The organism is Jilunia laotingensis, assembly GCF_014385165.1.
In the GTDB taxonomy this organism is placed as follows: Bacteria; Bacteroidota; Bacteroidia; order Bacteroidales; family Bacteroidaceae; genus Bacteroides; species Bacteroides laotingensis.
Map to the genome: position 1 here is coordinate 3,026,941 of NZ_JACRTF010000001.1, position 12,954 is coordinate 3,039,894.

The 12,954-nt window shown below is 41.7% G+C and carries 6 protein-coding genes; 2 read left to right on the forward strand and 4 right to left on the reverse strand.

The annotated features are described in order from the left end of the window. Nucleotides 1–5: 5 nt before the first annotated feature. On the forward strand, nt 6–2,735 hold the full coding sequence (locus tag H8744_RS11450; RefSeq protein WP_262434953.1) for an alpha-L-fucosidase: 2,730 nt from the start codon (nt 6–8) through the stop codon (nt 2,733–2,735). 123 nt (nt 2,736–2,858) lie between these two features. On the opposite strand, the gene H8744_RS11455 is transcribed toward H8744_RS11450, so the two are convergent. The 3 genes from H8744_RS11455 to H8744_RS11465 form a co-directional block, all read right to left on the reverse strand. Beyond that, a complete protein-coding gene (locus H8744_RS11455; RefSeq protein WP_262433538.1) occupies nt 2,859–4,805 on the reverse strand; it encodes an Omp28-related outer membrane protein in 1,947 nt (648 codons plus the stop codon). Nucleotides 4,806–4,901: 96 nt separating this feature from the next. Next, the gene (locus tag H8744_RS11460) at nt 4,902–7,280 is read right to left on the reverse strand and encodes a T9SS type A sorting domain-containing protein (protein ID WP_262434954.1); all 2,379 of its coding nucleotides are present in this window, start codon (nt 7,278–7,280) and stop codon (nt 4,902–4,904) included. Nucleotides 7,281–7,300: 20 nt separating this feature from the next. Further along, nucleotides 7,301–9,505 carry a T9SS-dependent choice-of-anchor J family protein gene (locus H8744_RS11465; protein WP_262434955.1) on the reverse strand — a complete coding sequence of 735 codons (2,205 nt, stop codon included), beginning with the start codon at nt 9,503–9,505 and terminating at the stop codon, nt 7,301–7,303. A 504-nt stretch (nt 9,506–10,009) separates the two neighbouring features. Here H8744_RS11465 and H8744_RS11470 point away from each other — a divergent pair. Then, nucleotides 10,010–10,306 carry a DUF202 domain-containing protein gene (locus H8744_RS11470; protein WP_262434956.1) on the forward strand — a complete coding sequence of 99 codons (297 nt, stop codon included), beginning with the start codon at nt 10,010–10,012 and terminating at the stop codon, nt 10,304–10,306. A gap of 42 nt (nt 10,307–10,348) precedes the next feature. Here the strand turns inward: H8744_RS11470 and H8744_RS11475 are convergent, their stop codons facing one another. Further along, nucleotides 10,349–12,817 (reverse strand): glycoside hydrolase family 95 protein, encoded by a 2,469-nt coding sequence (locus H8744_RS11475; RefSeq protein WP_262434957.1) that lies wholly within the window; start codon nt 12,815–12,817, stop codon nt 10,349–10,351. Nucleotides 12,818–12,954 lie beyond the last annotated feature (137 nt).

Consider the following 12,954-nt stretch of genomic DNA (forward strand, 5'->3'; position numbering starts at 1 on the left):
TATTTATGAAAAATCTTATTCTATTAGTAGCTTTACTGATTTCGACGTGGAATGTACAGGCTCAAAGCAGAGAAAAATATTATGTTAAGCATCTGGAATTTCCAAAAGGTGCGACTATCGATCAAAAAGTGGATATGGCTGCAAGACTTGTTCCTACGCCCCAACAGTTGGCGTGGCAACAGATGGAATTGACTGCTTTTCTGCATTTTGGCATTAATACATTTACCGGGCGTGAATGGGGGGATGGTCAGGAGGATCCCTCACTCTTCAATCCTTCTGAATTGGATGCGGAACAGTGGGTACGGTCCTTAAAAGATGCGGGATTTAAAATGGTAATTTTGACTGCTAAACATCACGATGGATTTTGTTTGTGGCCTACCGCAACCACCGATCATTCGGTGGCTTCTTCTCCTTGGAAGAATGGAAAGGGAGATGTAGTGAAAGAGCTGCGTGCAGCTTGTGACAAGTACGGAATGAAGTTTGGAGTGTATCTCTCACCTTGGGACAGAAATGCTTCCTGTTATGGTGATTCACCTAAATATAACGAGTTTTTTATTCGGCAATTGACGGAGTTGTTGACTAATTACGGAGAAGTTCATGAAGTATGGTTTGACGGTGCTAATGGTGAAGGCCCGAACGGAAAAAAACAAGTATATGATTGGGATGCTTTCTATAAAACGATTCAGAAACTTCAGCCAAAAGCTGTTATGGCTATTATGGGGGATGATGTTCGTTGGGTAGGCAATGAAAAAGGAATCGGACGTGAAACGGAATGGAGCGCAACCGTGCTGACTCCGGGCATTTATGCTCGCTCGGGAGAGAATAATAAGCAACTGGGGGTATCGGGTATGGCAAAAGATTTAGGCAACCGTTCCATACTTGAGAATGCGACGGAATTGTTTTGGTATCCTTCGGAAGTGGATGTTTCGATTCGTCCGGGATGGTTCTATCATAAAGAGGAAGACAGTAAAGTGAAAAGTCTGAAGCATTTGACGGATATTTATTTTCAATCGGTAGGCTATAATTCAGTTTTGCTGCTGAATATTCCTCCTGATCGCCGTGGTTTGATAAGTGAGGCTGATGTAGCCCGTTTGACGGAATTTGCCGAATATAGGAAAGATGCATTTGCTGATAACCGCGTAAAAAAAGGATCTAAGTTATGGGTGGCTTCTCCCGGAAATACGAAAACTTATCAGTTGAAGCCGAGATCGGAAATTAATACGGTAATGTTGCAGGAAGACATTGCTAAGGGACAAAGGGTAGAGTCTTTCACTGTCGAAGCGGAGACTGACGGTGGTTGGAAAAAGATAGGAGAGGGCACCACGGTCGGATACAAACGTTTGCTTCGTTTCCCAGCGATTCAAGCCAAGAAATTAAAAATTACTATAGAGGGATGTCGTTCAAAAGCCAATATCAGTCAGGTTGCTGCTTATTATGCACCTCCTTTGGCAGAGGATGTTGAAAAGGAAGACTGGAACAATTTGCCACGTAATACGTGGAAGCAAATCTCTTCTTCACCATTGACGATCGATTTGGGAAAAACGGTGACTTTAAGTGCATTTACTTATGCTCCGGATAAGGGGGAAGCTAAACCTACAATGGCATTTCGTTATAAATTCTTTGTAAGCAACGATGGAAAGTCATGGAAAGAAGTACCGACAAACGGTGAATTCAGTAATATAATGCATAATCCGTTGCCACAGACGATTACTTTTGGTAAAGAAGTGAAAGCTCGTTTCATTAGACTCGAAGCTGTGACACTCAACGGAGAGCCTGCGCAAGTAGATATAGGAGAAATGGGAGTAACGGTTGTGGGGCAAACACAACCGTTAGCCAAAGATAATGAGCATCTGGTTTATCCTGAACCGGATGCTCATTTTATATTAAGACCGGGTGATAAGCATCCGGGAATAGCAGGGTGGAAGTTTTATACTGCCCATGAGTTCTTGCAAAAAGATACGAAGAGAGGATTGCCATTAGGTTTTATTGAGCATAAAGGAGCGCATATGAGTCGGACAGCTTGCGTTAACAATGAGAGGTGTTCACGGGTGGAAGGAGGCGTGTTGCATATTTGGAGTATGGAAGAGCCTGATTCCATTGATAATGGATTTGATCAAAAGGTGAAGTATTCTCATGGATGCTATCGTTCGGCTCGTCCTGGAAGTAAAGACTTTTGGTGTAGGTTTACGGAAAATATGCGGATTGAAATTCGTTTTAAACGAACGAATACACAGGGATTCAATGATGCGTTATGGTTTATGGGAAATAACAATCGACCATGGCCTAAAAATGGGGAAATTGATTTGTTGGAAAATCCAAAGAAAACAGTAAATCAACAGGCGCATTTCACACTTCACTCGGAAAACCATTATGCCGGAGTAGTTGGAGGAGGTGGAAGTGTGACGGCCTCGATAGATTTGGCGGATATGTCCCAATGGAATATCTACTGGTTGGAGTGGTATCCCGATCGAATAGTGGGTGGGGTGAATGGACAGGCTTATTTCGAACATTTAAAAGGGGCAGATGGCAATGATGATTGGCCTTGGAATGATCCGTCAGGTTTCTTTTTAATATTCAGTACGGGGATATCTACCGATCCTAATGCATGGCCTGGAGCCATAATCCCTTCCGAATGGGATAGTAATAATCCTCCTTCCATGTTTATTGACTGGATACGAGTATATATAAATGATGACTATAAGGGGGAGAAAGCTCCCAAGGTGAAGTTCTATTGAGTATTAGTTGTATTCTAAATATAACTACCTACTATTCTTCACGAACGGTAGGTAGCAGTTTCACTAATAAATGTGTGTTTCCCATATTATTAGATTTGTTCTTCTATCTCAAAATGCCGTAACTCAGTTACGGACTAGTACCTTCCTTACATGTTCCTTCCTGTCCTGTCCTGTTATTCTCACGATATAGACTCCCGGTTCCAGGTTCTCGTTCGGCACTGGCATCCCTTGCAGGTTGTACACCTTCAGATCGCTGTATTCTCCGTAGGCATGGACCGTCCCGTCCTTAGCGAATACCGGGAGGGCCTTCTCCAACACGTTTTCAGCTTTTAATCCGGTATCCCCGACATTCAGTGAGGCCGTTTTGTTCGCGTTCAACACGCAACAGTTGTCCGGGTATACCGTATCGAAATTGGACACAAATGCCACAATGTTCATGTTTTCCGGAAATGCCTTCGTCCTTGCTCCCGTGGTCGAGACATAGGATGCCGGGACGGTATAGTCGTACCTCCTGCTGTAAGTGCCGTCCGCGTTAAAGGTTATGACGTCTCCCATCGGGTCGGACAGCACGGCCCGGAGGATGTTGTTGTGTTCAAAGTTGTCCGGATCACCGACGCCGAGTTGGCGGGCAATGTACTTGTTTTCAAGGAGGAATACGGTCAGTCCCACATGCTCGCCTATCAAGTCGGTTATTTTGTTCCCCGAGACGATGACAACCAGTTTTCTGTCGGCCTTGTCATACGAGCAGTCTATGCCTACCGAGACCATCGAGGGCAATGCGAGTTCTTTGGTCAGCGTGGATTTCGACAGCAGCTTGGGATTGAATACCATTGATCCTGTCCCTTGTGTGTCGTAGTCGGGTAGGTATGTCCTGTCCATCGTCATTCCCGGGGCGAAAGTGCCTGCCGGTTTATAAAAGTAGCAATAGCCGTCACTCTCCGGTATCGAAAAGTCGTCGGGTTTAAATCCTGAGTGATGAAGTACCAATGCAACCCGGTCTTCCTTGTCGGCTATGGTTCTATGCAGGTTCGCCTGTGCGGCCGGGCAGTTGCCGCACGACTGCGAGGTGAACTCTTCAATCAGGGCAACCCGTTCGATGACATCCTCGGCTTTATAGGTGGATACGCTTGCCGTTACGGGGGATACGGATACGGGGTTTCCCTCTATTTCTTTTAGTGTGTATGTGTATTTTCCACTCATGGAAGACGTGACCGGCAATTCCAATTCCCCGGTGGAGTTTCCCCTCACCGTCCTTTTGAAGTAGCAGATGGTGTCGCCCAATTCCGTCCCGTTAAACTTTCTCCCCAGCTTTATCTTGGAGACATTGTCCTCTCCTTCGTTCGCATAAATAATGTTCATTTCCGTGGACTTGTTTGCCCCCTCTTGCAGGTAAGGCTTGGACGAATATGCTTTCACCATGCTACCGAGACACCCGAATTCACTCTCCGTACCGTCCACTTCCACCGACAGGCAGAGGTTTCCCAAGTCCGCTGATCCTGAAAAATCCTCCAGATAAGGATAGTATTCCGATGCCATGAATAAACCGTTCAATTTGGTGGTGTTCCCTAATTCGGTCGCAATTACAAATACACCGTTGCGCTGTGTACAGGTATACCCGATATAAAGTTCCTGCTCTTCCGGTACAACCAAAGGTGTTTCAAGTGTGATGTCGTTCCAGCCCAGTTCCAGTGCTTTGTTAATTTGCCAAATTGCCGTCCCGTCCGTTTTCCTGATAAAAACGGTCGCATCCTCCGCGTCGGTCGCCACGCCCACTCTGAGCCGATGGATATTCCTGCCTTTCAGCAGTGTCATGAGGCCTTCGGACATACGGATGGCAGCGGTTACTTTGACGTCGTCATCCGTTTGAATTCCAAGCCCGCTTTTTGCCGTGACCGCAGCGATGGAAGAGCAATAGCTGTAAAGTACTTTCCCGTCACCCTGATTCTTAACGGTCTTGGATATTTCCGGTTGTTGCCGCACCGGAGCTTCGGAAGCGGAACGCCACTGGGCGTTTACCGTTGAAGTGCCCCATAGCAATCCCGTTGCTAACAAGAGATATTTATATTTCATTGTGTATAGAATTTATTATTGAATATTGAAGGACGGTAAGACTATATCGGCTTTATGGGAAAGAGCCGACACAGTCTTACATTTGATAATGTTACATTATTTTTTTACCAATTTGAAAACACCTTCCCGGGTCTTGACGATGTATATTCCACTTTCCAAAGTTGAGACGCTGATGCTCGTTTCATCCGATTCAAGCACCTTCTTGCCGGAAACCGCGTATACTTTCGTGTTTCCTCCTGTGGTTATGATCTGCATGGATTGCGCATCATAATGGCTTTGCATGGAACTTATGGATTCAATTCCATCGGGTATTTTCTTGAAGGCCCCCTTGAAGACTATGATATCCTTATCCGTATTTTCTACTGTGTAAGTGGTTCCCTCAAGCTTGTTGTTTTCATCGTAACTGATATAGCAGAAATCCAACATGTATCCCGCCACCGGTTTTGCAATCACTTCCACGGTCGCGCCTACCGGAACATAGAAATCATCGCCAACTTTACCATCATAGCGGAATTGTATTCTTCCGATCGGATTATAGTCCTCACCGTACGTGATTTCACCGGCTACTTGTACTAATTCGGATGTTCTGACTGCAATTACGGCATCATCCTCCACTGTCATCGTATAACTTCTGGCATCCATTCCTTCATCCCCATCTGCAGATATTTCTACACCGTTTAGCATGCAAGATGTAATTTTAACACCGAGTGTAACCATATAAATTTGAATCTGGCTTTCTTTTTTTACTTCACATGGCTTCGATGGATCAAGATTAGTTCTTTCAGAACCATCTATATTTTTAATAGTAAGTAGGCTTCCATTCTCATCCAAATCAAAAGTGACTGCCACATAACCTTGTCTGATTGTTCTGAATATAGCTCCCACATTTATGTCGTCAGATCCTGAAACAACATATGTATCAGAGCATACTTTGTTATTGACAAGATAGTATTCAAAGAAATAGCTGGCTTCGGGTTCATTCTTGAATGATAATTTCTCATTGGTTATGACTTTGTCACCTTCTTGCAGTTCTTTTCCATCACGGAAAACAGAAATAGTACCACCTTCGTCCGGCTGAATGATGTGCAACGTTAAAGACGCGGCAGTCTTGATATCAAATTGCATGTCTCCGGTTATGGTAACAAGATACTTGTTATCAGAAACGGTAAGAGTCTTGCCATCGGCCATTACCGATTTTATGATGAAGTTCCCGGCCGAGGGTTCAATGGTTATTTCCGTACCGACAGGAAGCTCCACGGCTTCACTGATATCCAATACTTCGGTTCCTGACAGTACGTTGATACGTTCCGGGGCGTCTACCTTAAATGTCAAAACCGGCAGGACCTCTTTGGTTTTCACTTCAATGGTTAGGTTTGTGGTGACAGCCGTCATGTAGTTGCCGTTTCCTAACGGAGTCAATGTAACCCCATTTACTGTTACGGATGCGATGCGAACCTCATCGTTTGCCGGTTCAATAACAAGTTGCGTGTTCTTTTCCATTTCATAGGTCTTGGTTACGTCCAGCATCTCCTCACTGTCCATTTTGTGTACTTTTACATTTTCCGGATTGTCCACGATGAACTTGACGGAAGGAGTCGTTGACGAGGTTTCAATCGTCACTGTTGTATTGGTTTCTACGCCTACGTAATATATTTTGCTCCCGGTAGCCGGTGCCTTGTCTGTCCCATCAACCTTGAAGGATGTAATTGAATAGTTTTCGTTGGAAGCTTGAATTTCTAAGACTGTTCCTTTGGGCATGGACAGTTTTAAGGAAGAAATATCAATGGCTTCATGGGTACTCTGATTCACTACGCTAATTCTTTCCGGAAAGTCAATTTCAAATGTGACAACCGGTTTTGCAGGTTCGGTGGTGACATAGATTGTCATCTCTTGATCCACTCGAATGGTATATACGCCATTTACCGGTGGAATTTCCGGTCTTTGGGTTGTAGCTACATTTTTTATCTCATAACCTGTCGTTGGGGCGATAGTCAATTCCGTTCCTTTTGCAAATTCTTTGGGTGAGCTTATGTCCTCAATGACCACATCATTCGCTTTTACAATAATATGGCTGGGATCGATTACTGAAAATGTCACCATTGGATTGGCTCCATGTGTTTTTGTAGTAAGCACAATATTCAAACCTTCAGTTATTGCAACCCGGATTGAGCCATCCCCACCAGGATTTACTTTTTCACCATTTATCAAACACGATACAATTTCTGCGCCTTCCACTGCTTTTATTTGCAAGGGATTCTCGCTGCTGTTGTTTAACTCTAAGTTATTCACGCCATTCGTTAAAGTCAATTGCGTTCCACGTCCGGCTCTTGTTGCAGCACTTACATTGCTGGCATTATCCACTTCAATGGTTACATTACAGAGGGCTTCTGTAGAAAATATCTTTTCAATCTTTGCCGACGCTGAAAATATATTTGCGACCAGCAAAAGAACTATAAGTAAATAATTCTTCTTCATAATGATTCTCATTTTGATGATTATTTAATAACGACTTTTTGGGTATGTACAGAATCGGCGTTGGCTATTTTTACAATATAAATGCCCGGATGCCAGCCTGTCGTAGTCGTTTCAACATTGGCTTTATTTAACGTAGCGACACATATGCCTGTTGTATCATAAACATAGGCGGTATTGAAGTCCCCTTCAATGGCAAGACGGTCACCATCCAGACTGACTTTAGTATTTCCCCCGACATTCACGGTCTCGATTCCGTCTGGTATGCCTTCTTCAATCATGACATTATTGATCTGGAACATTTGACTGGTATCATCTCCAAACATAGTTACCAGATTAATTCCGATGCAATGGACACCTTCAGTTTTAGGTAATGGGAGTTGATAGGTATAAAACACTCCTTCAGCTTCTTCCGTGAACAAGCCAGATGCTATCCTCTGATTTTGAGCTTCAACGGTATTCAGGTCTCCAAAAGTAATATTCAATTCATCCACTCCTGCGGAACGTGCATCAAAACTTAGATAGTAATCTTTATCTGCTTCAAAATCAATAGGAGGACTAATCAACCATTCATCAGCATCTTGTTGACTGTCCAGCGGGTTTAGTATATATTCTGCGGCAATGGCATAATCACCAAATAAAGTCATGCCTAGCCCAGAATTTATATACCAACTGTTTTCATCATGATTACCATTTACAAAAGTCCATTGATTTCTGGCAGTCGTTTCGTCATTAAAGCCACAATCATAAGGAACTTCCACCGCTTTACCGGCAATAATAATTTCTTTTTTTATGTATTCATTGTTACTACCTGCTTTATTGAACCCAGTGATACCATAATAATAGGCTCCCAAACGCTTAATAGTATTATCTTCATAAGAGGTTCCCTCATATTCCTCTTCCAGAACCGTATTATCCGGATAGCGTACAATTCTATATCGGACATTAGATTTGTCATAATACCCTTCATGAGCGCCTTTATCGGGAATGCTCCATGTAAGTTTGATACTCTTGCATTCCTTTCCCACGCTTGCCATCAAGTCTGTTATAGTAGCCGGGACATCATCTCCCACGTATGCAAATGCTTCGGCAAGAGCGCCTTCTCCTTTTTCATTGATTGCTCTTACCGTATAGGTATGTTCTCCCAGTTTTACCGATTTATCAGTCCAAAACATTTCTACTCCGGCTTCACTCATGGAGCTACTAATTACTTCACCGTCCCTTTCTAATATAATATTCATATTGCCGGACAAATCGTCTCCACCATGTGTTTTTACAGGGTTTTTCCATGTAATCGTTGCTTCAAGGACACCTTTTTCTGCCGGAACTGCCTTCAATTCGGTTGCCTGTCCCGGTGCATCAAATCCCGCTACTACAAAAGGAATATACAAACCTTGGACTTTAGTGGTTGCTCCACCATCTCCTAGATTTCCGAGAGATTTAATTGTTTTTTTATTAACATCAATTTTATACAATTCGTTCGCAAGACCAATCTCACCTTTCATTGTAGTCCAATAAAGGCATTCGTCCGTATGGTCGAATTCCATGGATTGATTATATCGTAGAGGAATTTTTGTATCCATGACGCGTGTCAGATTGCCTGTTTCTTTGTTTATTTTAAAAAGTACTCCCTTAGTATTAAGCCCATATAGGCGACCATCATAAGTGGCAGCAAGTGTAGCTATAGTTTGCCGTCCTGCGTTTGTTTGAAGTAAGGATCCTTTAGTTAGGTCTCCTGTTTGTAAATCGATAGAGTAAAGAAATGTATCTCCCTGATCAAAACCTACCGCATACATTGTATTTGTCGAATAGTCAAAAGTCATATCAGAAAGCTTCACTGCATTATCCTCCATAGCTTTTATTTCTTTATAATCGCCTGAAAGAAGATTTACTTTACTGATTGAAATATCTTCTACTTTACCAATACCATCAGAATTATAACGGTACATTTGAACATAATATTCTCCATAGGCTGCAGCTCCGGAGAATATAGCATAACCATTTTTCCATTGATATAGTAATTCAAAATTTTGAGGAGAATCGGTTTTAAACGTTCCCATTCCATATCCTCCGAGGGTTTGGTCAGCGACAAAAGCATGAACCGTACGATTTTCCACATCACTTACAGTTTTTTCCTCCGATGCAGAATTAGGAGACTGAGCATTTACATTGGTTACATAAGATAACCAACATAATAACATACAAGCTAATTGGTAATACTTTTTCATAACATCAGTTTTTTAAATGATAAAAATATTTATAATAAAGAGATATTTGTTTTTATATTATATTTGTAATCTTATCATCTATTAGCGTATTTTTTAAATATAAAATAGCAAATATTGAAATGTCACTCATTTTTTGTTGATTCCATAATAAGTAGGAATGTCTTTAATAATAAATTCTAATGATGAATTACTGTTATACAAAAGTATTAATTTGGTTTTAAGTTTTACTGAACATAGATTAAGAAATCAAAATATGAAAAAAATAAAATATATAAATGTCTATATTATATATAAGGTGTAATCAGTGAAATTTTTCTATTGATTTATATATTCCTCATACTAATATAAAAAAATGAGATTTGGGTATTCTCGTATTTATTATAAATCTTAATGATCTGTTTCCGGAAAAAGAGAAAATAGTTTCTAAAACGTTTCACAAACATTTTATGATGGAATTTTGTTGTTTTATAAAATTTCTAGTATTTAATAGGTAAATTAAGGAAAATGGATTCTAGAAAAGATAAAGAACTGATACTCCGTGATCATCTGGCACTTGAAAGAACAAAGTTGGCTAATGTAAGGACTTTATTCTCCTATATACGTACTGCATTATATCTTCTTACTGCTGGAATCGGAATACTTCAGATTAAAAGTATTTCTCGTTTGGATGGATTGGCGTGGGTATGTATTATATCTGGTGTAATCCTATTTTTTTTAGGATTCATACGATATTGGCAGATGGGAAAGCTTCTAAAAGACTATGTGTATAAGTCATTGAATAATGAAAATACTTCCTTCTAAATTTGAATATTGCTTTCCCTTTACTTAGGTCGGGGAGACATTTTATTCTAATTCTTTCGGAGTTAGAATAATTTTATCTTCTTCTCTAATTATCCGATAGCTTTTTCCTTTTTCTGTTTTGAATGAAAGGGCTTGTTCACCGTATCTTAACGTACAGGGACTACCGACTTTTGAAAGAATGATTGCTTCGACTAATTCGTTTTCTTGCCAGGAAAGGGAAACTTCGAAGTTGCCTTTCGCACAGATACCGCTGACGCTTCCTTCTTTCCAGGCATCGGGAAGAGCAGGTAAGAGTTGGATGAATCCCATATGACTTTGTAATAACATCTCCGTGATACCGGCTGTTCCACCAAAGTTACCATCAATCTGAAAAGGTGCATGTGTATCCCATAGGTTATCAAGCGTTCCATTTTTAAGTAGATTGCCAAATAACAAATAAGCATGATTGCCGTCTTGCAACCTTGCCCATTGATTGAGCTTCCATCCCATACTCCAACCGGTAGCTCCGTCACCTCGATGTTCCAATACTATTCTGGCTGCCTCTGCCAGTTGGGGGGTGGTAATAGGAGAGAGGGTATGTCCCGGATGTAACCCGAAGAGATGGTTGACGTGCCGGTGCTTGTCTGCCGGATCATCAATGTCGGTGGACCATTCCATCAATTGTGCGTATCGTCCTACCCGATAAGGGGCGAGATGAGTTAGTACTTTTTCCCATAGTTTACGTTCTTTTTTGTCGATTCTCAATTCTTTGCTGGCAGCTATGGCATCCAAGAGAATCTCTCTTACCACTCCATGTACAAAAGTAGCTCCTTGGTCTACCGGTCCGTGTTCGGGGGAAGTTGAAGGGGCGGCTGTATACGTACCGTCCATCTTGTGCCACAGATAATCTGTCGTAAATTGCGCACTGCTCTTTATCAATGGATAACCAATTTCTTTCAAGAATTTCTGGTCGCGCGTATAATCGTAGTATTCCCAAATGTGAGTTGCTAGCCAAGGACCGGCCATCGGATTAAAGTTCCACTCCATTTGTTCACTGGACAATGGAGAGGTGAACCCAAAAATATTAGCTGAAATGGATGCAGTCCAACCTCTGGCATTAAAATATGCCCGGGCGGTTTTTTCTCCCGGTTTTTCCAGTGTCCGGATGAAATCAATGAGAGGCCACATGCATTCATTTAAATTCGTAGAACATGCCGGCCAATAATTCATTTGGATGTTGATATTGTTGTGATAATCGACCCTCCAAGGACCATCTAGATTATTATGCCACATTCCCTGAAGATTTGCAGGCATGTTTCCCGGACGTGAACTGGATATGAGCAGATAACGGCCGTATTGATAATATAATTCTTCCAGATGAAAATCCGGTATTCCATTGCGATAACGGGTTAGACGCTGATCTGTAGGGAGATCCTCATTGATTGCAGAAAGGGGATTCAAATGTAGCTTTACCCGATTGAAGAGCGCGGTATAATCTGCAATATGGCGACTATATAATTCTTCGTATGACCGCTCCATCACCTGTTGCATCATTTTCAAAGTAGTTTGTTCCGGTTGCTGTCCCACATAAGTCTGTGGGTCTTGAAAATCCGGGTCGAAGTTCATTTTATAATCCGTATCGGCTGTCAGTAAGAAGATCACTTCATCTGCATTTTTTATAACGATTTTGCCATCGTTGGTAGTTGTTGACGATCCACCTTTGTTTATTGCCCGGATACGAAAGGCGAATTTCATTTTGTTGTTATTTAATTCGCCTAGATAGCAGATACCATCTTCGCCATAAGAATCAATCTTTCCTTTTGCTTCCGTATTTGGGCTGTAACTGAGTGTCAGGTTCTGCATACCTGGTCGATCTGCTGTAAACTTCATTATCATTACGCTGTCGGGATAGGATATGAAATAACTGCGTCGATAGTTAATATTGTCTTTGCGAAAGGTGACTACTGCGATTGCTGAATCCAGTGATAAGATGCGTTTATATTTGTCCATTCCTATTTCACTCAACCCGGTTTCCACATAAATTTCTCCCATCGTAGTAAAACTTCCGAAACGGAAAGGAGTTTCGTTCTTTTCTTCATATTCCGCTAACCCGTTGAAGTTTTTGCGCGTTAATATTTCTGCTTTCGATTGATCACCTTCCAAAAAGGCTTGGCGAATTTCCTGTAAAACGGAGGCAGACTGTTTATTTACATTCCAATAATAATCGGCACCTCCTGCTGTATTTGGGCCACCTTTCCAAAGTGTCTTTTCATTCAGAGTTATTCGTTCTGCCGCAATAGAACCCATGATATTTGCTCCTAGACTTCCGTTTCCTAGAGGTAGAGATCGGCTCTCCCAGACTGGGTCCGGATTTGCCCCGTTTCCGGAAGCATGAAGCCAGATGGCTCTTCCGTCTAGATTGGTAGGAGTGTCAAACCAAATGGAAAGACCTTTGGAATAATCAGTTACTTCTGCCTTTATTGTTGAAATAATCATTAAAGCGCATGCGAATATTAAATAGAATTTTTTCATGTTTTTCAAAATATGTATTCTAATTATTTTCGGTCGATCTTCAGTGGTATGTTTCTTTTACCGTCCGGATACCTTCTAAAGATAATAACGTTTTATTTCCCATTTTAATATACACTATTAATTTTAGATGTCGGGCT

Bases quoted from the DNA above. Each gene is read 5' to 3' on its own strand.
- H8744_RS11455 (WP_262433538.1), bottom strand. From the start codon at position 4,805: ATGAAATATAAATATCTCTTGTTAGCAACGGGATTGCTATGGGGCACT.
- H8744_RS11450 (WP_262434953.1), top strand. From the start codon at position 6: ATGAAAAATCTTATTCTATTAGTAGCTTTACTGATTTCGACGTGGAAT.
- H8744_RS11465 (WP_262434955.1), bottom strand. From the start codon at position 9,505: ATGAAAAAGTATTACCAATTAGCTTGTATGTTATTATGTTGGTTATCT.
- H8744_RS11460 (WP_262434954.1), bottom strand. From the start codon at position 7,280: ATGAAGAAGAATTATTTACTTATAGTTCTTTTGCTGGTCGCAAATATA.
- H8744_RS11470 (WP_262434956.1), top strand. From the start codon at position 10,010: ATGGATTCTAGAAAAGATAAAGAACTGATACTCCGTGATCATCTGGCA.
- H8744_RS11475 (WP_262434957.1), bottom strand. From the start codon at position 12,817: ATGAAAAAATTCTATTTAATATTCGCATGCGCTTTAATGATTATTTCA.